This is a genomic window from Aeromonas sp. TECH754 (assembly GCF_056279295.1).
This window is the reverse complement of sequence record NZ_JBWBRA010000001.1, coordinates 4369874-4396601: the sequence shown is the minus strand read 5'-3', so window position 1 is coordinate 4396601 and position 26728 is coordinate 4369874. Positions and strand designations below refer to the sequence as shown.

The window sequence follows — 26728 nt, the reverse complement described above, 5'->3', positions numbered from 1 at the left end:
GCTTTATTTGCCTGACTCAGCAAAATCTTTTAGAACTCGCCACGCAGCCAGTTGCTGACCCGTTTGACCAGGCCACCCACGCTTGCCTTGGCGGCATATTCCTTGCTACTGCCGGTGGATTGATGGGTACGGCCATATTGCAACAGCCCGACCGCAGTCGAGTACACCGGTGCCTGCACGTAATCACTCAATCCACGTATGTTCATGGGCTCGCCCACCCGGACCTGGCTCTGGAAGATCTGCTCTGCGCACTCCACAATGCCTTCGATCTGGGCCGCGCCACCGGTCAATACCACACCGGCCGCCAGCTGATGCTTGACCCCTTGCGCCTTCAACTCGCTCTGCACCCGCACCAGCTCATCATTCACCATGGAGAGCAACTCGGTGTAACGGGGTTCAATCACTTCAGCCAGTGTCTGCCGCTGCAGGCTGCGCGCCGGACGACCGCCGACACTGGGGACTTCAATATTGTCTTCCTTGCTGACCAGTCGGCCGAGGGCGCACCCGTAACGCACCTTGATCGCTTCTGCGTCCAGCGGCGGTGTGCCGAAGGCGTAGGCGATGTCGCTGGTCACGGTGCTGCCGGCGTAGGGGATCACCTTGGTGTGACGCAGGGCGCCGCCGGTAAACAGCGACATGTCCATGGTGCCACCACCGATGTCCACCACGCAGACACCCAGCTCCTTCTCGTCTTCGGTCAGCACCGCATAGCTGGAAGCCAGTGCGGAGAAGATCAGCTGATCCACTCGCAGACCGACTTTCTCAACGCATTTCTCGATGTTGCGAGCCATGTCGTTGTGGCAGGTGATCAGGTGGACCTTGGCCGCCATCCGTACCCCGGACAGCCCGACCGGATTCTTGATCCCTTCCTGATAGTCGATGGCAAACTCCTGGGGCAGCACGTGCAGCACCCGCAGTTCATCGGACAGTCGCACCGACTTGGCGGTATGGATGACGTTGTCCACGTCCTCCTGGGTCACCTCCTCATCGGAGATGGGCACCATACCGGTCTCGTTGCGACAATCGATGTGCTTGCCGGACAAGCCCAGATAGACGGAGCTTATCTGGCAGTCGGCCATCATTTCTGCCTCTTCCACCGCGCGGCGCAAGGACTTGACGACGGAATCGAGATCATTGACCCCCCCCTTCTCCATCCCGCGCGAGGCGTGGCTGCCCATGCCGATGACATTGAGCTCGCCATCCGGCAGCACTTCTCCAACCAGTACCGCCACCTTGGTCGTGCCGATATCCAGTCCGACAATCAAATTTCTATCTGCGGTGTTGGTCATTCACTTTCTCTTCGTTCTTCTTCCAGCCAACTGCCATTCCGGTGTCGTATCGAAGGTCCACGTAAGCAACCCGCTCACGGGGTTCGATGACCGGAAAGGCATCGATAAACCGCTGCAGGCGAAGCGCAATGTCCGAGCGCCCCACAAACAGCTGAATGTTGCCATCCAGGGTCAGTTCCCAGGCATGGCGGGGGGTCAGATTCACCCCCAGCAACTTGTAACCCTTGGCAGCCAGCTGCGCCTCGTACTGGTGGCTCGCCTCCAGCACCTTGGCAGCCTGATCATCGGGCCCGGACAACTGCATCAGGGGTTTCTTCACCCTGTCCGGGGCACTGAATACCTCACCCTTGGTGTTGACGAAGCGGTTGCCGTTCCAGCGTGCCGCCACCGCCTGTTCGGTGAGGTAGACCTTGATCTTGTTCGGCCACTTCTTGCGGACCGACACCTGGGCTACCCAGGGCAGGGCGTTCAACCGCCCCTGCAATTCGTTCACATCCAGCTCGAAGAAGTTACGCAGCTCGGCGCCATCCAGCACGGCGGTGCGCAACTCATCGGCTTTCAAATATTCGTGTTGCCCCTGCAGCAACAGCTCGCTCATGGGCAACCGACTGGCATCCGTCAGCCAATCTTTAACATCCAGCGCAGTCTGGTAGAGCCCCCACATGACCAGGATGAAAAATGCCACCCCGCCGATGAAGCCCCCCTTGGTGCGCCCCTGTGCCCTTGCCTCCACCCGATCTATCCCCGTTTAACGCGCCATCCCGGCCACTTGCAGACCGGTTCGCCATTATATAGGCCCCGGCTTGGCGGTCAAAATACTCATTGGGCCCTCAGGCACCGGATTTCATGCTATCCACGCTCAATTTCATCTCACCGAGGCGGCGCGCCAGTGCGCCGACGTTCCCCGCCCCCTGGGTCAGCACCAGATCCCCTTCACCGATCAGCTCCGCCAGCACCGCAGGCACATCGTCCGGCGTTGCGACAAAGATGGGTTCCAGGCTGCCGCGAGAGCGGATGGTGCGGCACAGGGCGCGACCATCGGCGCCCGGGATCGGCTCTTCACCGGCGGCATAGACCTCCAGCATCACCAGCACGTCCACCTTGGAGAGCACGTCGGCGAAATCTTCGTAGAGATCGCGGGTGCGACTGTAACGGTGTGGCTGGAACACCATCACCAGCCGCTTCTCGGGCCAACCGGCGCGCGCGGCGTTGATGGTCACCTTGACCTCGCTCGGGTGATGACCGTAGTCATCCACCAGCATGGCCTTGCCACGGCCGGTCTCGAATTCGCCATATTGCTGGAAGCGACGCCCCACCCCTTCGAACTTGGCGAGCGCCTGGGTGATGGCTTCATCACCCACGCCATCCTCGGTTGCGACCGCAATCGCGGCGGCGGCGTTGAGGGCGTTGTGTACCCCCGGCAGATTCAGGGTGACCAGCAGTTCCCCGGCATCCTTGCGGCGCACCCGGAAGCGGCTGCGATGGCTGGTCTGCACGAAGTCCAGCACCTGTACGTCGGCGTCATCGGACAGGCCGTAGGTGATGGTCGGACGGCCGATTTCGGGCAACAGGCCACGGATCACCGGATCGTCCACACAGACCACGGCCAGTCCGTAGAACGGCAGGTTGTGCAGGAAGTCGATGAAGGTGGCTTTGAGCTTGGAGAAGTCGCCGCCATAGGTGTCCATGTGATCCGCTTCGATGTTGGTCACGATGGACACCATGGGTTGCAGATGCAAGAAGGAGGCATCGCTCTCATCCGCCTCGGCAATCAGGTATCGGCTGCTGCCCAGGCGGGCATTGGTGCCGGCACTGTTGAGCAGGCCACCGATGACGAAGGTAGGGTCCCTGTCTGCCTCGGCATAGATGCTCGCCACCAGACTGGTGGTGGTAGTCTTGCCGTGGGTACCGGCGATGGCGATGCCGTGACGGAAGCGCATCAGCTCCGCCAGCATCTCGGCACGGCGCACCACGGGAATGCGCAGCTCGCGGGCGGCCAGCAGCTCGGGGTTGTCCTGCCTGATGGCGGTCGACACCACCACCACGCTCGCCTCGTGCACGTGCTCGGCACTGTGCCCCACGAAGATGTGGGCGCCGAGGGAGGCCAGTCGCTCGGTCACCGCATTGCGCGACAGATCGGAGCCGGAAATCTGATAGCCCTCGTTGGCAAGTACCTCGGCGATCCCGCCCATACCGGCACCACCTATGCCGATAAAGTGAATGCGGCGCACCCGGCGCATTTCAGGGATCACGGTACGCAGTTTTGCCAGTTCAACCTTGGTCATAGTGTTCTCTCAGTCTGCCCAGTTGCGAGGCGTTTGCACTCATCGGCAACCCGTTCGGCGGCGTCGGTAATGGCGACGCGACGAGCGGCCTGGGCCATGTTCAATAGGGTTTCCCTGCGCCCGGCGAGCCAGGAGAGACGCGCGGCCAGGGAAGCCGTCGTCAGTTCGGATTGGGGCAGGAATTCGGCCGCACCGCCGTCGACCAGGGTCAGGGCGTTGCGTGTCTGGTGATCGTCCACCGCATGGGGCAACGGCACAAAGATGGCGGCGAGCCCGGCGGCGGCGACTTCGGAGACCGTCAGGGCTCCCGCGCGGCACACCACCAGATCGGCCCAGGCATAGGCATCGGCCATGTCCTTGATGAATTCGCTCACCTCGGCATCGACCCCCTGTTGGGCATAAGCCGCTGCCACAGTGTCCTTGTTGCCCTTGCCGGTCTGATGACGTACCTCAATGGGCACACCAGCGGCGGCAACGGCGGAAGGAACCACGTCGTTCAGCACCTTGGCACCCAGGCTGCCGCCGACGATCAACAGGCGCAATGGCTCGGCTTCGCTACGCAGCTGGGGGTCCGGCAGGGCCACCACTTCGGGGCGTACCGGGTTGCCCACCACGGCGGTGCGGGCGCTCGGCGCAAAGGCGCCGGGGAAGGCCATCAGCACCCGCTTGGCAATACGCGCCAGCAGCTTGTTGGTCATGCCGGCCGCGGCATTCTGCTCGTGCAGCAGCAAGGGGATGCCGGACAGCCAGGCGGCAACGCCACCGGGACCGGAGGCGAAGCCCCCCATGCCGAGCACCACGTCGGGTTTGATGGTCTTGAGCACCTGACGGGCCTGCAGCACGGATTTCACGATACGGTAGGGGGCGGTCAGCAGACGCTTGATGCCGTTGCCACGCACCCCCTGAATGTCGATGAAGGAGATGGGATAACCGTGGGCAGGCACCAGCTCGGCCTCCATCCGGTCGGCGGTGCCGAGCCAGTGAACGGTCCAGCCCTGTGCCTTGAGGCGATCGGCCACGGCCAAGCCGGGGAACACATGGCCCCCGGTACCGCCTGCCATCACCAATAACGTCTTGCTCACGAAACCTCCCGCACGCGCGCCTGGGCACTGGCCTGGCGCAACTCGAAATCGATACGAATCAACATGCTCACCGCCACCATCATGATGATGAGACTGGAACCGCCATAGCTGACCAGCGGCAGGGTCAACCCCTTGGTCGGCATCATGCCGCTGGCCGCGCCGACGTTGACGAAGGTCTGGAAGCTGAACCAGATGCCGATGCCGATGGCCAGATAGCCTTCATACAGCCGCTCGGCCACCAGCGCCTGGTGCCCCAGCTTGAGTGCCTTGATCGCCAGCGCGAAGATCAGGAAGAGCGCGCCCAGCACACCGACATAGCCCAATTCTTCGCCCAGAATGGCGAACACGAAGTCGGTGTGGGCCTCCGGCAGGTATTCCATCTTCTGGATGGAGTTGCCGAGCCCCTCGCCAAACCAACTGCCACGGCCAAACGCCATCAGCGACTGGGTCAACTGGTAGCCGCTACCGAAGGGATCGGCCCAAGGATCGAGGAAGGAGGTCACCCGCCGCATCCGGTACGGCTCGGCGATGATCAGGGTCACCACGGCGCTCACCCCGACCAGGATGAGACCGATGAACTGCACCAGCCGCGCCCCTGCCAGGAACAGCATGCCAAGGGAAGTCACGAACATCACCACCACCGAGCCCAGATCCGGTTGGGCCAGCAGCAGGATAGCCACCACGAACAGCACCGCCATGGGCTTGATGAAGCCGATGAAGCGCTCGCGCACCTCGCTCTGGCGACGCACCAGATAGCCCGCCAGATAGACGAACAGCGCCAGCTTGCCGAATTCGGCCGGCTGCAGGTTGAAGGGGCCAAGCGGCAACCAACGCACCGAACCGTTGACGCTGCGTCCCACCAGCAATACCAAGACCAGCATCAGGATGGCGAGCAACAGCATGGGGCTGTTGTATTGCTGCCAGCGCGCCATGGGCACCTGCAGCACGAACCAGGAGATGCCGAGCGCCATCACCAGGAACAGGCCGTGGCGCTTGACGAACATGAAGGGATCGTTGCCAAGGGCGATGCCCTCGGGAATGGAGGCGGATGCCACTATCACCAGACCCACCGACATCAGCGCCAGCGCCAGTACCACCAGTTGCCGATCGTAGAGACCGGCAGGGCGTGCCGGTAACAACCAGCGTTGCAAGAAGCCTGCGACGACGCGAAGAGCGTTCATAGGGCTTGTACCAATTCGGTGAAACGATCGCCGCGCGCTTCGAAAGATTTGAATTGATCCAGACTGGCGCAAGCGGGGGCCAAGAGTACCCAGTCACCCGGGCGGGCATCGGCCGCCGCCTTGGCGATGGCGGCATCGAGGGAGGCCACCCGTTCGGTCTGCTCACCCAGGGCGAGCAGCACGTCCGCATCCTGACCGAAGCAATACATATGGTCGATCTGGTTGCCGAGCAGCGCCTGCACCGGACCAAAATCCTGACCCTTGCCCTGACCACCGGCCAGCAGCAGCAAGCGGCCCTTGACCGACTCGCGCACCCCGGCCACGGCGGCCAGAGTGGCGCCCACGTTGGTGGCCTTGGAGTCGTTGATCCAGCGCACCCCATTCACCTCCCGCACGAAGCGGGCACGGTGGGGCAGGCCTTCGAACCGGCGCAGCACCCGCAGCTGTGGCTCACGGGGAATACCGACCGCATCGCACAGGGCCATGGCCGCGAGGGCATTGGCCTGATTGTGGGCACCGACGATCTTCATTTCGTCCACCGCCAGCAGCGGCTCGCCATGCAGGGTCAGCCAGTGGCGGCCAGCCAGCTCACAGCGGCCGTAGCCATTGCAGTCGAGGCCGAAGCTCTGCCACACATCCCCCACATCGGGCAGGGTCTGAGGGTCATCGCGGTTGATTAGAATGTGCTTGGAGTGCTGGTGGATCTCCATCTTGGCGGCGCGGTAATCGGCCATGCCGGCGTAGCGATCCATATGATCTTCGGAGAGGTTGAGCACCACGGAGGCGGCAGCGCGCAGGCTGTGGGTGGTCTCCAGCTGGAAGCTGGAGAGCTCCAGCACGCAGAGCTCCATCGGTTGCTTGAGCAGGTCCAGCGCCGGGGTGCCGATGTTGCCACCGACCCCGACCTTGAGGCCCGCCTCGGCGATCATCTCGCCCACCAGCGTGGTCACCGTGCTCTTGCCGTTGGAACCGGTGATGGCGATGACGGGCACCTGAGTCTCGCGCACGAACAGCTCGATATCACCGATGATCCTGATACCGCGCTCGGCCGCGGCCTTGAGCTCCGGCGTGGCCAGGGCTATACCCGGGCTCGCCACTATCATATGGGCCTGTTTGAGTCGCTCCGCATCCAGCCCATGGATGAGCTCCACCTCGGCGGGCAGTTGCTCCTTGCCGGGAGGATTGGCGCGAGTGTCCATCACCAACGGCGTCACGCCGCGGCCGAGGAAATAATCGACGCAGGAGAGTCCGGTTTTACCGAGTCCGATGATGATGACCATGGCTTATCTCACCTTCAACGTAGCGAGACCGAGCAACACCAGCATCAGAGTGATGATCCAGAAGCGCACGATGACGCGCGGCTCCGGCCAACCCTTCTTCTCATAGTGGTGATGGATCGGGGCCATGCGGAAGATGCGCACACCGCGCAGCTTGTAGGATCCCACCTGCAGGATCACCGAGACGGTCTCCATCACGAAGACGCCGCCCATGATCACCAGCAGGAACTCCTGACGCACCAGCACGGCTATGGTACCGAGCGCGCCGCCCAGAGCCAGGGAACCGACGTCCCCCATGAAGACCTGAGCCGGATAGGTGTTGAACCAGAGGAAACCAAGGCCCGCGCCGACGATGGCGGTACAGACGATCACCAGCTCGGAGGTGTAGGGCACATAGGGAATGTGCAGGTAGTTGGCGAAGTTGACGTTACCGGTGGCCCATGCGATCAGCGCAAAGCCCCCCGCCACCATCACGGTCGGCATGATGGCCAGGCCATCCAGGCCGTCGGTCAGGTTGACCGCGTTGGAGGTACCGACGATGACGAAATAGGTCAGCACGATGAACATCAGCCCGAGTTGCGGCATCACATCCTTGAGGAAGGGCACCACCAGCTGGGTCTGACCATCGTGAGTGGCCGTGCTGTAGAGGAACACCGCCACGGCCAGCGCGACCGCCGACTGCCAGAAGTACTTCCAGCGGGCGATCAAGCCGTCGGTGTTCTTGCGCACCACCTTGAGGTAGTCGTCGGCGAAGCCGATGGCGCCGTAGGCACCCAGCACGAACAGCACCAGCCAGACATAGGGGTTGTCGAGGCGACTCCAGAGCAACACTGAGATGAAGATGGCCGCGATGATCATCAGGCCGCCCATGGTCGGGGTGCCTTTCTTGCTCAGGTGGGATTCGGGACCGTCGTTGCGGATCACCTGGCCGAACTTCATGATCTGCAGGCGACGAATGAGGCGCGGCCCCATCCAGAGCGCCACCGTCAGACCGGTGATGATCGACAGGATGGCGCGAAACGTCAGGTAGGAGAAGACGTTGAAGAAGGTGAAGTGCGGGGTGAGCAGTTCTGCCAGCCAGACTAGCATGAGGCTGACTCCTGACGGCCTTTGACCATCTCCACGATATCTTCCATGCGGGAGCCACGGGCGCCCTTGACCAGAATCGAAATTTCTTGATGTGTATTTATCATTTGCGCAAGCACTTCAAACAACGATGCCTTGTTATCGAAATGTCGGCCAGCCGCGGCATCTGCGGTGTGACGACTCTGTTCCCCTACGGTCAGCACGGCGTCAAGGCCCTGCTCGCTGGCGTGGCGTCCGACCCGGGCGTGTTGCTCGGCGGACTCCTCACCCAACTCCTTCATGTCACCGAATACCAGCACCTTGTAGCCGCCCATGGCGGTCAGGGCATCGATACCGGCCAGCACGGACTCCACGCTGGCGTTGTAGGTGTCATCCACCAGGGTGAGACCACCCCAGCGCTGCACGCAGAAACGGCCCTTGACCGGTGCCATCTGCTCCAGCCCCGCCTTGACCGAGGCGAGCGAGGCACCGAGCGCGAGGCAACCGGCGGTGGCGGCCAGGGCGTTGGCCACATTGTGACGGCCGGGAATGGCCAGGGTCAGGCTCACTTCTCCCTGCGGCGTCACCAGCACGCACTCGGCGCAGCCTTCTGCGTTGAAACGAATGTCACGGGCATGGAACGGCTGGTTCCGATCCTCGATGGAGAAGGCACAGTGAATGCCCTTCTGCTGCCACTTGGGCCAGAACTCGTTGTCGGCGTTGACGATGGCCGAGCCCTGCTCGCGCAAACCTTCGAATATCTCGCTCTTGGCGTGGAACACCCCTTCCAAGGAGCCGAAGCCTTCCAGATGGGCCGCTGCCACGTTGTTGATGATGGCGGCATCGGGCTGGGCCAGGGAGGTGGTCCAGGAAATTTCACCCGGGTGATTCGCACCCAGCTCCAGCACCGCGAAGCGGTGTTGCGGCTCTAGACGCAGCAGGGTGAGCGGCACCCCCACCTCGTTGTTGAAGTTGCCGGCGGTGGCCAGCACCTCCCCTTCGTGGCGCAGGATGGCGGTCGCCATCTCCTTGACCGTGGTCTTGCCACAGCTACCGGTGATCGCCAGCACCTTGGGGTTGATGCACTCACGCACCAGTTTGCCGAGACGGCCCAGCCCCTTGAGGCTGTCAGCCACGATCAGCTGGGGTACGGCCAGCGGCAGTTCACGTTCCACCAGCAGGGCGGAGGCCCCGGCGGCTACGGCCTGCTCGCAGAAATCGTGGGCGTCGAAGCGCTCGCCGCGCAGCGCAACAAACAGTGCGCCGGCACCCAGAGTACGGGTGTCGGTGCTGACCGCCGTGATCTCGACATCGCCGCCGATCAGACGGGCATCGAGCGCCTGCGCCAGTTCGGCAAGCCTGAGGGTCATCATTTGAATGACTCCAATAGTGTGTGCAAGGCGGCCGCGACGGTTTCCCGGTCGCTGTAGTGCCGCTTGTCGGTACCAATGATCTGATAATCCTCGTGACCCTTACCGGCCACCAGGATGATGTCCTGTTTGCTCGCCTGACCGAGTGCCAGCGCGATCGCCCGGGTTCTGTCGTGTTCGATCTGCACCGCGCCGGGATCGGCAAGACCCGCCACCATGTCCGCCATGATCTGGGCCGGCTCCTCGGTACGGGGGTTGTCGTCGGTCAGGATCACGCGATCCGCATACTGCTCCGCCATGGCGGCCATCATGGGACGCTTGCCGCGATCCCGATCGCCACCGCACCCCACCAGGCACCAGAGCCGGCCTTCGCAGTGCACCCGCAGGGCCTGCAGGGCTTTTTCCAGCGCATCCGGGGTGTGGGCATAATCGACCACGGCAAGGGGCGCATCGCCACCGCCGAAACACTCCATGCGGCCGGTCACCGCTTGCAAGCTCGGGGCCGTCGCCAGCAGGGCGTCGAACTCATAGCCGAGCACCAACATGGCGCCCATCGCCGCCAGCACATTGCTGACATTGAAGCGGCCGAGCAAGGGGGCGGATAATACACCATTCCCCCAGCTGGAGTTAATGCGTGTGTGAAAACCTTGCTGGTGGAACCGGGGATCCTGCGCCGTCAATTGTCGCCCTGGATGGTTTTCAATCGGACCATTGACCCCGAAGGCCACGGCGGCGGGATAACGGGCAAGCCAGCGTTGACCCAGCTCGTCGTCGGCGTTGATGACGGCATGCCGCTCGTCCACCAGCTTGAGCAGCTCCTCCTTGGCGGCGCCATAGGCCTCCATGGTGCCGTGATAGTCCAGATGATCCCGGCTCAGGTTGGTGAACACGGTGGCAGCAAACGGCAGGGCCGCGACCCGGTGCTGGACCAACCCGTGGCTGGAGACTTCCATCGCGACCAAGTCCGCACCCTGCCCTTGCAGAGTTGCCAAGTTGGCTTGCACCTCCACCGCACTGCCCGTGGTGTTGGGTGCTTCCACCAGTTCACCAAACAGGCCGTTGCCGATGGTGCCCATCACTCCGGCCTTGCCCCCCAGCAGGGTGCGCCAGTTCGCCACCAGCAGGGCCGTGGTGCTCTTGCCGTTGGTACCTGTGATGCCGACCAGTTGCAGCTTGCGGGCGGGTTGATCGTAAAAATAACCGGCCAGCTCGGAGAGTCTGACAGGCAGATCCGGGATGCCGAAACAGGGCACGGTCAGTGGCGGCGGAGTAAATTCGCCATCCTCTTCAAACAGGACGGCGGCGGCTCCCTGAGCCACCGCCTGTTCGATGAAACGTCTGCCATCCACCTGGTGGCCACGAATGGCTATGAAGAGGCAACCAGGTCCGACTCGCCGACTGTCCAGCTGGATGTCGGTGAGGGGAAGCGCCGGGGCAGAGAGGCCGAGGGGCTGCAGCAATGAATCAAGTGCGCGGTGCAACATGGGAGGCCTCCGTATGGGCAGAAATGCAGGCGTTCACACCGCGACACAACATGGGATGCGCCCCGAAACAGATGAAAGCCAGAGGCTGATTAAGTGCGCGGTGCAAGAGGTGCCTCCGTACGGGCAAGCTTGGGTGGAACGGCCGTGGGGATGGCATCGGGACGAATGTTGAACAGCTGCAGCACGCCCCCCATGGCCTCGGCGAACGGCGGTGTCGCGACGGCGCCACCGTAGTAGGCGCTGCCCTTGGGCTCGTTGATCACCACCACCATGACGAAACGGGGGTTGCTGGCCGGGGCGAAACCGGCAAACCAGGCCATGTAGTCCTTGCCGTAGCCACCCGCGACCGCGACCTTGGCGGTACCGCTCTTGCCGCCGACCCGGTAACCCGGGATCTGCGCCTTCGGAATGGCGTTGCTGACCACGTACTCCAGCGCCTGCAACATGGCGGTGGCATTGTTGTGGTCGATGACCTGCTCACCCTTGGGCGGGGTGGTCACCTTGATGATGGAGAGCGGCACCCGCTTGCCCTTGTTGGCCAAAGTGGCGTAGGCGGAAGCCAGCTGCAGCGGGGTGACCCGCAGGCCGTAGCCGAACGACAGGGTCGCCCGCTCGATGTCGGACCAGCGGCGACGCTGGGGCAGCATGCCGCTGCTCTCGCCCATCAGGCCACTGCCGGTGTCCATGCCAAAGCCGACCATGCTGAGGGTGTTGATCATCTCCTGCGCCGGCATCCGCAGCGCGATGCGCGACATGCCGATGTTGGAGGAGTAGCGCAGGATGTCGTACAGGTTGGTCGCCTTGTGAATACTCACATCGCGGATCTGCTTGGCCCCGATAAACAGCGGTCCGCCCTGGATGGTGTCCTTCCAGCTGGTCACGCCCGCCTGCAGGGCACTGAGCAGGATCAAAGGTTTGACGGTCGAACCCGGCTCGTAGGTATCGGTCACCACCCTGTTGCGTACCCGGAAACTCTGGTACTGACCGCGGTTGTTCGGGTTGTAGGAGGGGGTATTGACCATGGCGAGCACTTCGCCGGTCTTCACGTCCAGCATCACCATGGAGCCGGAGGTGGCCTTGTTCTCGTCGGTGGCCCGCTTGAGCGCGCGATAGGCCAGTGCCTGCACCCGCTGATCGATGCTCAGTTGCAGATCGTTGGCGTTCTTGCCTTCCTTGACCAGTCCGAGCCGTTCGATGACCCGGCCCTGCCTGTCCTTGCGCACCCGCATCTCGCCGGGGGTCGCGGTCAGCCACTCGTTGTAGCTGCGCTCTATCCCCTCGATCCCGCTGCCGTCGATGTTGGTCACCCCCACCAGGTGGGAGCTGATCTCGCCGGTCGGATAGAAACGACGCGCCTCCGGCCGCAGGTAGATGCCGCCGAGCTTGAGACCCTTGATGTATTCCGCCACCGCCGGGGTCACCTGGCGTTGCAGATAGACGAAGCGCTTGCTCGGATTGGAAATACGGTGCTTGAGAGTGTTGATGTCGAGTTTGAGCACCGCAGAGAGCGCCAGCCAGGCGCGCTCGTTATGGATGGCACCGGACTCGTGCACCGTCTTGGGATCGGCCCAGACCGCCTCCACCGGCACCGACACCGCCAGCTGTTCGCCGTTGCGATCGGTGATCATGCCGCGCACGGCCTGGGTGGAGGTGGTGCGCAGGGAACGCATGTCCCCTTCCTGACGCAGGCGATCGGGATCGATCACCTGGATCCAGGCCAGCCGCAGGATCAGGCCCGCGAAGGCGATACCGATAAAAAATATCAGCGTGCGAAAACGCCACGGGTAGAGTGACGGGGCTTTAGCCTTGGCTTTGTCCTTTGTCGATGCCTTGGGGGCGACCTTGCGTGTCATGGTTGGGTTATTACCTTCTCGGTGGTCACCAGCGGGCGAGCCATCTGCAATTTATCCATGGCCAGACTCGCTACCCGGGAGTGCTCTGCCAGGGTACCTTGCTCCAGCAGCAGGTGCCGCCACTCGATGTTGAGCCGATCCTCTTCCGCCATCAGATCGTTCTGCTTGGCGGTCAAACCGCGGGTCATGTTGGTCACCAGGATCACCGCAAAGGCGGTGATCAGCACAGCGACGACCAACACAATCTGCAGCTTGTGACGCCAGAGATCGCCGACGATCTCTTTGGACAGATGGACGCGCACCTCGCTCATGATCAGTCCGCCAGACGCTGGGCGACCCGCAGCACCGAGCTGCGGGAACGACTGTTTTCGGTGACTTCATGCTCGGAAGGCTTGAGGGCCTTGCCGATCGATTTCAATTTGCGGCCGCCGGCGAGCTGGGCTTCGGTCAACGGGATGCCACGCGGCACCTCGGGTCCCTTCTCGTGCTTGCGGATGAAGTGTTTGACCAGGCGGTCTTCCAGCGAGTGGAAGCTGATGACGGAGAGCCGTCCTTCGGGGGCCAGCGCCTGCAGGGCTCCGTCCAGCGCGGTTTCGATCTCGTCCAGCTCGCTGTTGATGTAGATGCGGATGGCCTGGAAACTGCGGGTGGCGGCGTGCTTGCCCTTCTCCTTGCTCGGGTTGACCCGGGCAATCATCTCCGCCAGCTGGCGGGTGCGAACATAGGGCTCGGTGACGCGATCGTGGACGATGGCGCGGGCGATCTTCTTGGCGAAACGCTCTTCACCGAAGGTCTTCAAGACCCAGGCGATATCGTCCACATCGGCCTTGGCCAGCCACTGGGCGGCACTCTGACCGCTGGTCGGATCCATCCGCATGTCGAGCGGACCGTCCTTCATGAAGCTGAAGCCACGCTCGGCATCGTCGAGCTGGGGGGAGGAAACCCCGAGATCCAGCAGGAAGCCATCAACCTTGCCCAGCAAGCCACGCGCATCCAGATAGGAGGTGATGCCGGAGAAAGGGCCGTGCACGATTTCGAAACGGGGATCCTGGATCTTGGCGGCTTCGGCGATGGCCTGCGGATCCCGGTCGATGGCGATCAGCCGGCCGTTCGGGCCAAGGTGCTGGAGAATGAGACGAGAGTGACCACCCCGGCCAAAGGTACCGTCGACGTAGATGCCGTCCGGCTTGATGGCCAGCCCTTCAACGGCTTCGTGCAACAGCACTGTGATGTGTTCAGCGGCTTGGGTCATTTATAGAGAAAAATCCTGTAGTCGTGGTGAGCTTGCCCAGTCATCCTCGGGCAGGCCCTGAATGTCGTCATTGATCTGTTGTTGCCAGCGGGCTTCATCCCACAGCTCAAACTTGTTGAGCTGGCCCACCAGCATGATTTTCTTGTCCAATCCGGCATGGCTGCGCAGCGGCTGGCTGAGCAGCAGACGGCCATTGCCGTCCAGTTCACACTCCACGGCATTACCGAGCAACAGGCGCTGCAGGCGGCGTTCTGCCGGCTGGGTGCTGGAAAGCGTCTTGAGCTTGCGCTCTATCTCTTCCCATTCGTTCAGGGGATAAAGCAGCAGACAGGGGTGAGCGATGTCGATGGTGCAGACCAGCTGGCCGTCGCATTCGTCGCGCAGCCAATCTCGATATTTGGTCGGAATCGCCAATCGCCCTTTGCTGTCCAGGCTGATGGCGTGAGCGCCACGCAACAAATTGCAGTCCCCGAAGGTGAGTTAAGGGGGCAGATTGCCCCATAAAACCACTTTGATCCACTTTTCCCCACCTTGAAGTTTAAGGACGTGCTGAGGGCTTTTCAAGCAAGGATCTCGGGCATGGGGAACATATTGACGCAGCGTTGGGACACTACCGATTAAATGAGTTGATTTTCCACGAGTTATTTCTGATAGCCACAGAGCGATTAATTGAAATCAATTAAAAAATAAACAAGGTGGAAGGACCATCGAATACTCCCGGACGCCTCAATACGACCATTTCTGATGCCGAAACTATGCACGCTTCGGCCGTAATATCATGATTTTAAAAGCAACCTGGTTGCATCATCCTCAGAGTACCCAGATATCTTGCACTCACATGCAGCATATTTTTCCGGTAATAAAAAAGAGCCTCGCGATAAATCGCAAGGCTCTTCAGGAATAGGTCGGAGTCGGCCTGTAAGCCGGGTTCTGTTCCGGGTTGCCCCGGTAGCAATCATTCCTCTAGGCCAGCAATCGCTCACTGGCTCAAGCAACCTACCCGCCCCCCAACGCGGGCCGCGCCAATAGGGGCCTATTTGGTCTTGCTTCGGGTGGAGTTTACCGTGCCACGAACTGTTGCCAGTCGCGCGGTGCGCTCTTACCGCACCCTTTCACCCTTACCTGATCCCTTGCGGGCCATCGGCGGTTTGCTCTCTGTTGCACTGGTCGTAGGCTCACGCCTCCCAGGCGTTACCTGGCACCCTGCCCTATGAAGCCCGGACTTTCCTCCCCTCCGCCCGTCTGTCCCGAGGGACACAACGACGAAGCAGCGATTGCCCAGCCGACTCCGGGCGCGGATTATAGCCTTGTCCACAGCCCCGGGTAAACCGACAATTGCCGTTTACGTCCATTCAGGGTGCTGACGGCTACATTTCGATAGAGAGTTACACCAGTTTTTATACATCCAGCAGCCTATCTCACTGCTACAACGTCGATTCTCCGCGCCTTTATACGACTCAGTAATGCTCGAGGCCATATTTGTAGAGCGCATTCTTCTTCGCCCCGTGGATCTCGGCGGTGAGGGCGGCGGCTTTCTTCAGCGGCAGCTCGGCCACCAGCAGCCCCAGGGTGCGCAGCGCCTCGGCAGGCAGCTCTTCATCGATCTTGCTGGCTCCGGCCACCACCAGCACGATTTCGCCACGGCAGCGGTTATCGTCCTCGCCGAGCCAGATCAGCATCTCGGAGGCGGGCAGACCGTGAATGGACTCGAAGGTCTTGGTCAGCTCACGGCACACCACCACCTGGCGCTCTCCCAGGATGCGGGCGATTGCTTCCACCGTGTCCTGCACCCGACGCGGGGATTCGTAGAACACCAGGGAACGGGTGTCTTCGATGACGGCCTGCAGCCTGTCGTCGCGCCCCTTGGCCTTCGCCGGCAAGAATCCCTCGAAGGCGAAACGGTCGGTGGGCAGGCCGGCGGCGGAGAGTGCGGTAATGGCGGCGCAAGGGCCCGGCAACGGCACCACCTTGACCCCGGCTTCGCGACAGCGGGTGACCAAGTGATAACCGGGGTCGCTGATGAGGGGGGTGCCCGCATCCGACACCAGGGCCACGCTCTTGCCTTCCTTGATCCGGCCTATCAACACATCGGCCTTCTGCTGCTCGTTGTGATCGTGCAAGGCGAAGGTCGGTACCGAGATCTGGTAGTGGCTGAGCAGGATACCGGTATGACGCGTATCCTCGGCGGCCACCAGATCGACGCTGCGTAAAATGTTCAATGCACGCTGGGTGATATCCGCCAGATTACCGATGGGAGTGGGGACTATATACAGGGTTGGGATGTCACTCATGGGATCTCCGAGTGTCCCGACAATTGTGTCGCCATATTGGCCCGTTTACACTATGGGGAACTTCAACACTGGTCGGGGAATGAACTTGAACCGGGTTACAAAGCAGCTAAGTGTATCACGACTCTTCGGCATCCTACTCGCGGCAGTACTGCTCGCCGCCTGTGCGTCGGAGCCCAATCCATCTTCCGGGCAGCCGGGCATGCCATCGGCGTTCTCGGATCTGACCAAGAATGCCCAGTGGTATCTGGAGCAGGTCGACCCTGCCAAACCGGCCGAAGCCTTCACCTGGCAGGTGATGGCGGCGCGCAGCTACCTGGCGCTCGGCCAGGCCAAACCGGCCGCGGCACTCTATCAGCAACTGCAGAAGCAGGGTCAGAGCCCGGTACAGCAGGCGCAGTTGCAACTGTTGCAAGCACACCTGTTGCTGGCCCAGGGCAATGCCAATCAGGCGCTGATCCTGCTGGAGGGCAAGCCCGAGGTGGCACTCGATGCCGATACCCAGAAGGACTGGTATCGCCAGCGCGTGGTGCTGCAGCTCAATATCAATAACCAGTTCGGGGCTGCCAAGTCGCTGATCCTGCTGGAACCCTACCTGGCCCAGAATGAGCTGTCGACCAACCACCAGCAGATCTGGTCGCTGCTCAAAAGCATGACACCGTCCACCCTGCAGGCACTGGAAGAGGCCCCGGCCCCCGACGTGACCACCGGCTGGCTGCGACTGGCCGCGCTGGTGAACGAATTTGGCGCCCAGCCCAGCCAACTCGCGCGCCAACTCGCGGGTTGGAAGCAAACCTTCCCGAACCACCCCGCCCAGACCGACATGCCAGCCGGTCTGGGTGACTTGGCCGCCAGCGACGCAGGCTCGCTGCAGCAGGTGGCCGTCTTCCTGCCCCTCTCCGGTAACCTGGAGGCGCAGGGCGCGGCCATTCGCAACGGCATGCTGATGTCCTACAAGGAGAATCAGGGGCAATTCACCCTGAACTTCTACGACACCCAGAGCAAGGCGATGGGGGAGCTCTACAAACAGGCGATCCAGGAGGGGGCCAACATGATCATCGGCCCGCTGCTCAAGGACAGGGTCGAGGAGCTGCTCAAGTCCAATCCGACCGTGCCGGTGCTGGCCCTCAATGAGCTGGACAAGCCCATCGTCAACGACAACACCTACTACTTCTCCCTCTCCGCCGCCGCCGACGCGAGCCAGGCCGCCCAGTACCTCTATGGTCAGGGCTATCGCAAGCCGCTACTGATCGCGGCGCAAGGCCGCATTGGTTACAGCAGCATCAAGGCGTTCGAACAAGCCTGGGCTGGCGTCAGCCAGGAGAAACCCGTGGTCGCCACCTTCGGGGCACGCAACGAGGTGCAGGGCATGGTCAAGAACGCCCTGAGCGGTCGTTCCACCGCCCGGGCAGGAGAAATCGTCCAGCTCTCCGAAGCCGCCCCTCGCAGCATCGACGCCGTCTATGTGGTCGCCAACAGCCTGGAGACCCGGATGATCAAGCCCTACGTGGACATCTCGGTCAATCCCATGGGCAGCCTGCCCATCTACAGCAGCTCGCGAGGCTATGACAGCGGGGCCACCGAAGTTGCCGCCGAGCTCAACGGCATGCATATTGCCGACATGCCGCTGCTGCTGGGTGGCTACGAGAAAGAGCGGGAGCAGATAGCCCTGCTCTGGCCACAGACCCAGGGTGACCTGCTGCGTCTGTTTGCCCTCGGCTACGATGCGGTCAGCCTGGCCGGCAACCTGCAGCAGATGCGCAAGGTCAACGCCATGCAGCAACCGGGCATGAGCGGGCAGCTGAGCGTGGATCCCCATGGCAACATAGTGCGCATGCTGGATTGGGCCGTCTACCAGGATGGCAAGCTGGTCAGCGACAGCGCCCTGCCCCAGCCAGAGAGCAGCCCTCATGAAGAAGCTACTGACCAGACTGCACCAGCAGTGGTTGAACCTGTTGCCATCGGCAACGATGAGCAAGGGACAGCACTTTGAGCAAGTAGCTGAACGCTGGTTGCAGGCCCGTGGCCTGCAACCCGTGCTTCGCAACTATCGCTGCCGGGGGGGGGAAATCGATCTCATCATGCGCCAGGGGGAGACTCTGGTGTTTGTCGAAGTCCGATATCGTGCCCACACCAGCCATGGTGGGGCCGCCGCCTCGGTCACCCGGCGCAAACAGCACAAGATCGTGCTGGCCGCCCGCCACTATTTCAAGCAACATGCCATCAACGAGGCCAGTCAGGCCTGCCGATTCGATGTGATCGCGTTCGAGGGCGACCAGCCAGACTGGATCCAGAACGCATTTTAAGAGGACTCCATGACTGATCCCATCAAAGAGAATTACACCGAAAGCATCCAGACCAAGATAGCCGCTGCCGAGGCGCTGCCGGAGGCCATCCACACCGCGGCCCAGATGCTGACCATCTGCCTGCTCAATGGCCACAAGGTGATGGCCTGCGGCAACGGTCCTTCCTCGGCCTTGGCTCAGCTGTTCATTTCCGAACTGGTGAACTGCTACGAGACGCCGCGCCCCTCCCTGCCGGGGCTGGCACTCACCCCCGATATGGCAACCATCAGTGCCATCGCCACCGATCACGGCTTCGAAGAGGTGTATTCCAAACAGATCAGAGCTCTTGGTCAGCCCGGCGACATCCTGGTCGTCATCACCACCACCGGCAACAGCCGCAGCCTGATCAAGGCCGCCGAAGCCGCACTCTCCCGTGACATGACCATCATAGTGCTCGGCGGTGGTGATGGCGGCGAGATCGCCGGCCTGCTCGGTCCCAATGATGTGGAAGTCCGGGTGCCGTCGGCCCGTCGCCCTCGCATTCTGGAGGTGAACTTGTTGACCCTGCACTGCCTCTGTGATCTCATCGACCAGACACTTTTCCCGCAACAGGAAGATTGAAACCATGAACAAGCATATTCTCGTACTTGGCCTGCTCGCCGGTTCTCTGCTGCTGCAAGGCTGCGCCGCCGTCGTGGTCGGTGGTGCCGCCGGTACCGCCAAGGCGACCGGCGATCGCCGCACCCTGGGCGCCCAATGGGACGATCAGGCCATCGAGCTGAAGGCGGCCAATCTGCTGGCGGACAACAAGCAGCTGAATGCGGCCAGCAAGGTCAGTGTCTACAGTAACAACGGCCGCGTCCTGCTGGTCGGTCAGACGCCGTCCGATGCTTACAAGCAGGAGGCGGGCAAGATCGTGGGCCGCATCGAAGGGGTGCGTCATGTCTACAATGAGCTGCGGATCGGCAAACCGGTGAGCATTGGCGTGCGCAGCAACGACTCCTGGATCACCTCCAAGGTACGGGCCGACATGCTGGGCACCAAAGACTTCGACAGCACCAAGGTCAAGGTGGTGACCGAGAATGGCGAGGTGTTCCTCATCGGTCTGGTCACTCGCAAGGAAGGGGATCAGGCGGTCGAAATCGCCCGCCACGTCAGCGGCGTGAAGCAGGTGATCAAGGCCTTCGAGTTTGCCCAAAACTAAGCCGGCGAGGATCAAATAAAAAACGCAGCCAGTTGGCTGCGTTTTTTATTTGATGACTTTCAGGGTCGGCCGACCGCTTGGGCGCGGTGGTTCCGGCTCTGGCTCGGCGGGCGCCTCGGCCTGCTCCAGCCAGAGATCATAACCCGGCTCGGGCGGGAACAGGGTTCCCACACCATTCTCCCGGGCATGGATGGCCAGAATGGCCGCCATGGGGATATAGACCTGCTGCGACACACCACCGAAACGGGCGCTGAAGCTGACAGCCTCATTGTCCATGTGAAACTGGCCTACGGCCCGGGGTGCTATGTTCAGGACGATCTGGCCATCCTGCACGAACTGCATCGGCACCATCACATGGGGAATATTGACGTTGACCACCAGATGGGGGGTCAGTTCGTTATCCAGCAGCCAGTCGAAGAACGCCCGCAACAGATACGGGCGACTGGGTGTCATGGTCGGTTCCATACTCATACGCTGGCACGGATCTCGCGCTCGGCTTCGGTCAGGGAAGCCTGGAAAGATTCACGCTCGAACAGACGTACCATGTAAGCCTTCAGCTCCTTGGCACCACGACCGGTGAAGTCGATGCCGAGGCTCGGCAGACGCCACAGCAGCGGGGCCATGTAACAGTCGACCAGACCGAACTCTTCGCTCATGAAGTACGGCATCTCGCCGAAGATCGGCGCAATGGCCAGCAGGTTGTCACGCAGCTCGCTACGAGCGGCCTCGACGTCAGTGCCCGCCATGATCTTGTCGGCCAGGGAGTACCAGTCCAGCTCGATGCGATGCATCATCAGACGGCTGTTGCCGCGAGCCACCGGATAGACCGGCATCAGGGGCGGGTGCGGGAAGCGCTCGTCCAGATATTCCATGATGATGCGCGAGGTGTACAGCGCCAGCTCGCGATCCACCAGGGTCGGTACAGTGTTGTACGGGTTCAGCTCGGCCAGCTCATCCGGCAGGTTGCTCGGATCAACCTGGCAGATATCTACGCTAACACCCTTCTCCGCCAGGACAATACGCACCTGATGGCTGAACATATCGTTGGCACCGGAAAACAGCGTCATTACCGAACGCTTATTGGCAGCTACAGCCATTGAACCCTCCCGTCATTAAAAAGCAGAAACGGCAATGAAGCATTTCGAACCTCATTGCCGTGCGTCATATTACCCTGATCTGGTCGCTTAGTGAACGTCGCGCCAGAATTCCTTCTTCAACAGCACAGTGAAGATGAAGAAGATAACGATGAATCCGAGTACCCAGAAGCCCATGCGTTCGCGCTCCTGCTGTACCGGCTCAGCCGAGTAGACCAAGAAGTTTACCAGATCCAGTACCGTCTGATCATACTCTTCGTTGTTCATTTCACCGTTGCCGTCAGATTTGATGCCGACAACCTGCTGCACCGACTGCCCATCGACCTCGTGAGTTGCAAACTCGGCGCGGGGCGTTCCCTGCAGCGGCTCCAGCACATGGGGCATGCCCACGGACGGGAATACCGCATTGTTCACTCCGAACGGACGGGTCTCATCCACGTAGAAGGAACGCAGATAGGTGTAGATCCAGTTCGCACCACGCACCCGTGCCACCAGAGTCAGATCCGGCGGCGGTGCACCGAACCAGCGCGCCGCGTCTTTCTCGGACATGGCGCTCTTCATCAGATCGCCGATCTTGGCGCCGGTGAAGACCAGGTTCTCCCGCATCAGCTCCTCCGGGATGCCGATATCGGCGGCGACCCGGTTGTAGCGCTGGTACTGGGTGGAGTGGCAACCCGCACAGTAGTTCATAAAGGTGGTGGCGCCACGCTGCAAGGAGACCTTGTCGTTCAGATCGTACTCCGCCTTGTCGAGCGGAAAAGCATTGCCGGAGGCGAAGGCCAGGCTGGGCAACAGGGCCAGCACTGCAAATATTATTCTTTTCATTTGAATGTCACCCTCTCCGGCAGCGGCTTGGTATTTTCATTCTTGCTGTAGAAGAACAGCAGGACGAAGAACCCGAAATACCCCAGTGAACAGATCTGCGCGAGCAGGGTCAGCGTCGGGGTCGATGGCAGCACGCCCAGCACACCCAAGATGACGAAGCAGACCACGAACTGAGCGATGTTCAGCTTGTGCAGGGTGCTGCGATAGCGCACGGAGCGTACCTTGCAGCGATCCAGCCAGGGCAACAGGAACAACACTACGATGGACAGGCCCATCATGATGACGCCAAGCAGCTTGTCCGGCACCGCCCGCAAGATGGCGTAGAAAGGAGTGAAGTACCAGACCGGGGCAATGTGCTCCGGGGTCTTCAGGCCGTTCGCCACCTCGAAGTTCGGCTTCTCGAGGAAGTAGCCCCACATGTCCGGCTTGAAGAAGATGATGGCGCAGAACAGGAACAGGAAGCCCGCCACCCCAATCATGTCCTTGACCGTGAAGTAAGGGTGGAACGCCACCGCATCCAGCGGCCAGCCTTTCTCGTCCTTGTGCTTCTTGATGTCGATGCCGTCCGGGTTGTTGGAACCCACCTCGTGCAACGCCAGGATGTGCATGGCCACCAGCATCACCAGCACCAGCGGCAGCGCGATGACATGCAGCGCGAAGAAGCGGTTCAGGGTAGCGCCGGAGATGACATAGTCACCCCGGATCCACAGGGTCAGATCGTCACCGATGACCGGGATGGCGCCAAACAGCGAGATGATGACCTGGGCACCCCAGAACGACATCTGTCCCCAGGGCAGCAGGTAGCCCATGAAGGCTTCCGCCATCAGCACCAGGAAGATCAGCATGCCGAAGATCCACAGCAACTCACGCGGCTTCTGGTAAGAGCCGTAGATCATGCCGCGGAACATGTGCAGATAGACCACGACAAAGAAGGCGGAGGCACCGGTGGAGTGCATGTAGCGTAGCAGCCAGCCGTAATCCACATCCCGCATGATGTATTCCACGGAAGCAAAAGCACCCTCCGCCGACGGGTTGTAGTTCATGGTCAGCCAGATGCCGGTGATGATCTGGTTGACCAGCACCAGCATGGCGAGGGAACCAAAAAAGTACCAGAAATTCAGATTCTTGGGGGCCGGATACTTGGCCATGTGGTCGTTGTACATGGCCGTGAGCGGGAAACGATCATCAACCCAGCCCAGCAGTTTGGTAAACATGGTCAGGCCTCCTTGCCATCGGCACCGACCAGAATGGTGGTGTCGCTAAGAAATTGATATGGCGGAATGACCAGATTCAGCGGTGCAGGTACACCCTGGAACACTCGACCAGCCATGTCGAACTTGGAGCCATGACACGGGCAGAAGAAGCCGGACGTGACTCCCTGCACCTGCTCACCGAAGCTGTCTGGCAGATAAGAAGGAGAACAACCCAGATGAGTACAAATACCGACGGCGACGAAGATCTCCGGCTTGATGGATCTGTAACCGTTGTGGGCGTAATCCGGCTGCTGTGGCTCATCGGAGGCAGGATCGCGCAACTTGGCATCGTGTGTTGCCAGGGCATCCAGCGTCTGCTTGGTGCGTTTCACCACCCAGACCGGCTTGCCGCGCCACTCGACGCGAATGAGCTGACCCGGCTCCAACTTGCTGATGTCCACTTCTACCGGAGCCCCTGCCGCTTTGGCTTTGGCACTCGGGTTCCATGACTTTATAAACGGCACTGCGGTAAAAGCAGCTCCTACTCCGCCAACGGCAACCGTTGACCAGGTAAGAAATCTGCGGCGACCGGTATCAACTGGCGCATTGCTCATCCAAAAACTCTCCCATGTGGACTCCGCTCATTCTTATAGTGTCCCCGTTTCCTATCTCCTCTCCCCATGACAACTGCTGCGGAAGCGGAGTGGCAATTGACACAGAAAGACCATGGAAATTTTAAAGAAAAGATAACAATTTGACAAGAAAGAGAAGCGAGGGGCAAAAACAATAAATACACAATTTTTTGTCTTTTGTGACGCGTGGTTAGCATTGGGGTATGTAATGTTACCAATAAAAAAAGCCTGGCAGTTGCCAGGCTTTTTTGACACTCGTGAGAGTGCGTACCAAAAGCGAATTAACGCTTGGAGTACTGCGGACGCTTACGTGCTTTGTGCAGACCGACTTTCTTACGCTCAACCTTACGGGCATCGCGAGTAACAAAGCCAGCTTTACGCAGTTCGCCACGCAGGGTCTCGTCGTACTGCATCAGAGCACGAGTGATACCGTGACGGATCGCACCAGCTTGACCGGAGATGCCGCCACCGTTAACGGTGATGTACAGATCCAGTTTCTCGGTCATCTCAACCAGTTCCAGCGGCTGACGAACTACCATGCGGGCAGTCGGACGGCCGAAGTATTGCTCCAGGGAGCGCTGGTTGATTACGATTTTACCGCTACCCGCTTTGATAAAGACGCGAGCAGTGGAGCTTTTGCGACGGCCGGTACCGTAGTATTGATTTTCTGCCATGTTGCCAGTTCCCGTTAGATATCCAGTACTTGAGGTTGCTGAGCAGCATGAGCGTGCTCTGCGCCTGCGTAAACTTTCAGCTTACGGAACATGGCACGGCCCAGCGGACCCTTCGGCAGCATGCCCTTGACGGCAGCTTCGATTACCATTTCCGGCTTACGCTGAATCAGCTTGTCAAAGCTGATGGACTTGATACCACCCGGGAAACCGGAGTGAGCGTGGTACATTTTGTCGGTAAATTTCTTACCGGTTACGTGTACCTTCTCAGCGTTTACAACGATGATGTAATCACCGGTGTCAACGTGCGGAGTGTATTCAGCTTTGTGCTTACCACGCAGACGAGCAGCGATCTCGGTTGCGATACGACCCAGAGTTTTACCTTCTGCGTCCACAATGTACCAGTCACGTTTTACGGTTTCTGGCTTGGCAACGAAAGTTTTCATTAAGTTAAACCCAATTACCTGTTACAGACCCAATTGCTTATGGGGGCTCTCCCACAAACAACAAACGATGGCCTACCTGTACCCCTTCGAATACAAGTAAAGCTTAAAGTGTTGCTGTCTTATCGACAGCTGTAACGTGGGCCGGGCGATTATAAGTGAAGTTGCCTTAAATATCACCTGCTAATTTCACTGCCATGAAGCTAGCAAATGTCGCCCGGCCCTACCTGCCGCAGATGCCCATCCGACTGGCAGGCTCGGGTATTGTGACTAAGGAAGGTGTACTCTGGCAAGGTATTCGTGCGATTGCATCTCCTGGAGCCGCGAAAGACAGCGCTTGAATTCGAAATTCAGCAGGCCGTTTCCGTAGAGCTCGACCATGGGCACCGCCGCCGACAGGATGAGTTTGACGTGCCGCTCGTAAAACTCATCCACCATGGCGATGAAACGGCGAGCGGCATCATCCGTCCCCGTCCCCATCGGCTGCACATTGGCCAGCAACACGGTATGAAACTCCCGGGCCAGCTCGATGTAGTCGCTTTGCGAACGCGGGGTACAGCAGAGTTGATCGAACTCCATATAAAGTACCCCCTCGCCCATCCCCAGCACGCTCAACTGGCGATGATTGACCTCCAGCATGGCCGCATTGATCTGTGCCGAGCCGCTCAACTGTCCGAAATAACGATCGAGATTGCACCTGGCCTGCTCATCCAGCGGGAAGTGGTAGATCTCCGCCTGCTCCAGGGTGCGCAGCCGGTAGTCAACGCCACCGTCCACGTTCAGTATCTCGCAGTGGCGCTCGATCAATTCGATGGCCGGCAGGAACCGTGCTCGTTGCAGACCGTTGCGATAAAGCTCCTTGGGCGGGATGTTGGAGGTCGCCACCAGCACCACGCCGTGACCAAACAGTGCCTGGAACAGGGTACCCAGCAACATGGCATCGGTGATGTCGGAGACGAAAAATTCGTCGAAACAGATCACATCGGTTTCGCCGGCCAGCTTGCTGGCGATGAGTTTGAGCGGGTCGGGCTGACCGGTCAGCGCCTGTAGTTCTGCATGGATCCGGTGCATGAAGCGGTGGAAATGGATGCGCAACTTTCGCGTCCCCGGCAGACTCTCGAAAAAAGTATCCATCAGCCAGGTCTTGCCTCTGCCCACTCCGCCCCACATATAGAGACCGAGGACGGGAGCGGCGGGCTTGGGCTTTTGCAACCAGCCGAGCAAGCCACGGGATCTGGTCGGAGTCGGGCTGGCGCACAAATCCTGATAGAGTCTCTCCAGGCGGGCCACGGCCATCGCCTGAGCCGGGTCGGCCAAAAAGCCGGGACGCTGCAAATCCTGCTGATATTTTTGCTGCGGGGTCATCCTGTAAACCGCCTCCAAGTCCCTGAATGAAGGACAAAATAGTATCACGCTCTCGGGGTGCACGGTATAGTGCCCACGAGGCATCGCGGCCAATTCGGCCGTCTCAACACTCATCGAATTAGCTGTAACAAGGAGCATCTATGACTCTGTTAAACGGGATCCTGCTGGCGGTCGTCGCCCTCATCATCGGCGTTGTGGTCGGTCGTTTCACTGTCCGCAGCCGGGATGCCGGGCGCCTGGAACAGGAGCTGAAGAAGGCTCACAAGGAGCTGGAAAGCTATCAGGGCCAGATCACCACCCACTTTGCCGACAGCGCCGCCTTGATGGAGCAGTTGGCCGATCAATATCAGACCCTGTACCGCCACATGGCCGAGCAGAGCAAGTTCCTGGCCAAAGTACAGGAGCCGTTGTTCCGCGAGCCCCAGCCTGACGAGGTCAACGATGCCTCCGCCAACGAAGAACCGGGTCTGCCACCCCGTGACTACGCCGGGGCTTCCGGGCTGCTCAAGCAACCCAGCTAGTCCCTGGTGGAACTAATTACGCCTTATCGTGGTCAGACCTTGACGATTGCAATGCAACTTTTTCTGGGA

At 60.7% G+C, this 26728-nt stretch carries 27 protein-coding genes and 1 other RNA gene; 5 read left to right on the top strand and 23 right to left on the bottom strand.

Annotated features, from left to right (window positions below):
• Positions 1-29: 29 nt before the first annotated feature.
• The 15 genes from ftsA to rsmI form a co-directional block, all read right to left on the bottom strand.
• A complete protein-coding gene (gene ftsA / locus ACZ9IL_RS20150) occupies positions 30-1289 on the bottom strand; it encodes a cell division protein FtsA (protein ID WP_033132330.1) in 1260 nt (419 codons plus the stop codon).
• On the bottom strand, positions 1270-2022 hold the full coding sequence (locus tag ACZ9IL_RS20145; protein WP_476005037.1) for a cell division protein FtsQ/DivIB: 753 nt from the start codon (positions 2020-2022) through the stop codon (positions 1270-1272). Before ACZ9IL_RS20145 ends, ftsA begins: the two co-directional genes overlap by 20 nt.
• A gap of 97 nt (positions 2023-2119) precedes the next feature.
• A complete protein-coding gene (murC, locus tag ACZ9IL_RS20140) occupies positions 2120-3574 on the bottom strand; it encodes a UDP-N-acetylmuramate--L-alanine ligase (protein ID WP_476005036.1) in 1455 nt (484 codons plus the stop codon).
• On the bottom strand, positions 3571-4656 hold the full coding sequence (gene murG / locus ACZ9IL_RS20135) for an undecaprenyldiphospho-muramoylpentapeptide beta-N-acetylglucosaminyltransferase (RefSeq protein ID WP_476005035.1): 1086 nt from the start codon (positions 4654-4656) through the stop codon (positions 3571-3573). The genes murC and murG overlap by 4 nt, the downstream gene beginning before the upstream one ends.
• Positions 4653-5837, bottom strand: coding sequence for a cell division protein FtsW (gene ftsW / locus ACZ9IL_RS20130; RefSeq protein WP_476005034.1), 1185 nt, complete (start codon positions 5835-5837; stop codon positions 4653-4655). Before ftsW ends, murG begins: the two co-directional genes overlap by 4 nt.
• Complete coding sequence (gene murD, locus ACZ9IL_RS20125) at positions 5834-7117, bottom strand: UDP-N-acetylmuramoyl-L-alanine--D-glutamate ligase (RefSeq protein ID WP_476005033.1); 1284 nt, start codon at positions 7115-7117, stop codon at positions 5834-5836. The genes ftsW and murD overlap by 4 nt, the downstream gene beginning before the upstream one ends.
• Positions 7118-7120: 3 nt before the next feature.
• Complete coding sequence (mraY, locus tag ACZ9IL_RS20120) at positions 7121-8203, bottom strand: phospho-N-acetylmuramoyl-pentapeptide-transferase (protein WP_476005032.1); 1083 nt, start codon at positions 8201-8203, stop codon at positions 7121-7123.
• A complete protein-coding gene (locus tag ACZ9IL_RS20115) occupies positions 8197-9552 on the bottom strand; it encodes a UDP-N-acetylmuramoyl-tripeptide--D-alanyl-D-alanine ligase (protein WP_476005031.1) in 1356 nt (451 codons plus the stop codon). The genes mraY and ACZ9IL_RS20115 overlap by 7 nt, the downstream gene beginning before the upstream one ends.
• A complete protein-coding gene (gene murE / locus ACZ9IL_RS20110) occupies positions 9549-11033 on the bottom strand; it encodes a UDP-N-acetylmuramoyl-L-alanyl-D-glutamate--2,6-diaminopimelate ligase (protein ID WP_476005030.1) in 1485 nt (494 codons plus the stop codon). Before murE ends, ACZ9IL_RS20115 begins: the two co-directional genes overlap by 4 nt.
• Positions 11034-11122: 89 nt before the next feature.
• A complete protein-coding gene (locus ACZ9IL_RS20105) occupies positions 11123-12886 on the bottom strand; it encodes a penicillin-binding transpeptidase domain-containing protein (RefSeq protein ID WP_476005029.1) in 1764 nt (587 codons plus the stop codon).
• Positions 12883-13197: a cell division protein FtsL gene (ftsL, locus tag ACZ9IL_RS20100; RefSeq protein ID WP_476005028.1), complete on the bottom strand. Its 315-nt coding sequence runs from the start codon at positions 13195-13197 to the stop codon at positions 12883-12885. Before ftsL ends, ACZ9IL_RS20105 begins: the two co-directional genes overlap by 4 nt.
• 2 nt (positions 13198-13199) lie before the next feature.
• On the bottom strand, positions 13200-14138 hold the full coding sequence (gene rsmH, locus ACZ9IL_RS20095; RefSeq protein ID WP_476005027.1) for a 16S rRNA (cytosine(1402)-N(4))-methyltransferase RsmH: 939 nt from the start codon (positions 14136-14138) through the stop codon (positions 13200-13202).
• Positions 14139-14597 carry a division/cell wall cluster transcriptional repressor MraZ gene (gene mraZ / locus ACZ9IL_RS20090; protein ID WP_033132318.1) on the bottom strand — a complete coding sequence of 153 codons (459 nt, stop codon included), beginning with the start codon at positions 14595-14597 and terminating at the stop codon, positions 14139-14141.
• 444 nt (positions 14598-15041) lie between these two features.
• Positions 15042-15428, bottom strand: an RNA gene (gene rnpB, locus ACZ9IL_RS20085) — RNase P RNA component class A.
• 167 nt (positions 15429-15595) lie between these two features.
• Entirely contained in the window at positions 15596-16429 is an 834-nt protein-coding gene (gene rsmI / locus ACZ9IL_RS20080) for a 16S rRNA (cytidine(1402)-2'-O)-methyltransferase (RefSeq protein ID WP_476005026.1), read from the bottom strand.
• 199 nt (positions 16430-16628) lie between these two features.
• On the opposite strand from rsmI, the gene ACZ9IL_RS20075 reads away from it, so the two are divergent.
• From ACZ9IL_RS20075 to dolP, 4 genes are read left to right on the top strand one after another with little or no spacing between them, the layout of a single operon-like run.
• Positions 16629-18419, top strand: coding sequence for a penicillin-binding protein activator (locus ACZ9IL_RS20075; protein WP_476005025.1), 1791 nt, complete (start codon positions 16629-16631; stop codon positions 18417-18419).
• On the top strand, positions 18337-18732 hold the full coding sequence (locus tag ACZ9IL_RS20070; protein WP_476005024.1) for a YraN family protein: 396 nt from the start codon (positions 18337-18339) through the stop codon (positions 18730-18732). Before ACZ9IL_RS20075 ends, ACZ9IL_RS20070 begins: the two co-directional genes overlap by 83 nt.
• Positions 18733-18741: 9 nt before the next feature.
• Positions 18742-19332, top strand: coding sequence for a D-sedoheptulose-7-phosphate isomerase (locus tag ACZ9IL_RS20065; RefSeq protein WP_033132315.1), 591 nt, complete (start codon positions 18742-18744; stop codon positions 19330-19332).
• Between the two features lie 4 nt (positions 19333-19336).
• Positions 19337-19915: a division/outer membrane stress-associated lipid-binding lipoprotein gene (gene dolP, locus ACZ9IL_RS20060; RefSeq protein WP_476005023.1), complete on the top strand. Its 579-nt coding sequence runs from the start codon at positions 19337-19339 to the stop codon at positions 19913-19915.
• Between the two features lie 45 nt (positions 19916-19960).
• Here the strand turns inward: dolP and ACZ9IL_RS20055 are convergent, their stop codons facing one another.
• From ACZ9IL_RS20055 to zapE, 8 genes are all read right to left on the bottom strand, one after another.
• Positions 19961-20386 carry a ClpXP protease specificity-enhancing factor gene (locus ACZ9IL_RS20055; protein WP_050718812.1) on the bottom strand — a complete coding sequence of 142 codons (426 nt, stop codon included), beginning with the start codon at positions 20384-20386 and terminating at the stop codon, positions 19961-19963.
• Positions 20383-21012, bottom strand: a complete 630-nt coding sequence (sspA, locus tag ACZ9IL_RS20050) for a stringent starvation protein SspA (RefSeq protein ID WP_476005022.1) — start codon at positions 21010-21012, stop codon at positions 20383-20385. The genes ACZ9IL_RS20055 and sspA overlap by 4 nt, the downstream gene beginning before the upstream one ends.
• A gap of 87 nt (positions 21013-21099) precedes the next feature.
• On the bottom strand, positions 21100-21834 hold the full coding sequence (locus tag ACZ9IL_RS20045) for a cytochrome c1 (RefSeq protein WP_476005021.1): 735 nt from the start codon (positions 21832-21834) through the stop codon (positions 21100-21102).
• Entirely contained in the window at positions 21831-23048 is a 1218-nt protein-coding gene (locus tag ACZ9IL_RS20040) for a cytochrome b (RefSeq protein ID WP_476005020.1), read from the bottom strand. Before ACZ9IL_RS20040 ends, ACZ9IL_RS20045 begins: the two co-directional genes overlap by 4 nt.
• A 2-nt stretch (positions 23049-23050) precedes the next feature.
• Positions 23051-23641, bottom strand: a complete 591-nt coding sequence (gene petA / locus ACZ9IL_RS20035; RefSeq protein ID WP_476005019.1) for a ubiquinol-cytochrome c reductase iron-sulfur subunit — start codon at positions 23639-23641, stop codon at positions 23051-23053.
• Positions 23642-23940: 299 nt separating this feature from the next.
• Complete coding sequence (gene rpsI / locus ACZ9IL_RS20030) at positions 23941-24333, bottom strand: 30S ribosomal protein S9 (protein ID WP_005891084.1); 393 nt, start codon at positions 24331-24333, stop codon at positions 23941-23943.
• A 14-nt stretch (positions 24334-24347) separates the two neighbouring features.
• Entirely contained in the window at positions 24348-24776 is a 429-nt protein-coding gene (rplM, locus tag ACZ9IL_RS20025; RefSeq protein WP_005336289.1) for a 50S ribosomal protein L13, read from the bottom strand.
• Positions 24777-25043: 267 nt separating this feature from the next.
• Positions 25044-26138: a cell division protein ZapE gene (zapE, locus tag ACZ9IL_RS20020; RefSeq protein WP_476005018.1), complete on the bottom strand. Its 1095-nt coding sequence runs from the start codon at positions 26136-26138 to the stop codon at positions 25044-25046.
• 140 nt (positions 26139-26278) lie between these two features.
• On the opposite strand from zapE, the gene ACZ9IL_RS20015 reads away from it, so the two are divergent.
• Positions 26279-26659 carry a Z-ring associated ZapG family protein gene (locus ACZ9IL_RS20015; protein ID WP_476005017.1) on the top strand — a complete coding sequence of 127 codons (381 nt, stop codon included), beginning with the start codon at positions 26279-26281 and terminating at the stop codon, positions 26657-26659.
• The last annotated feature ends 69 nt before the right edge of the window (positions 26660-26728 follow it).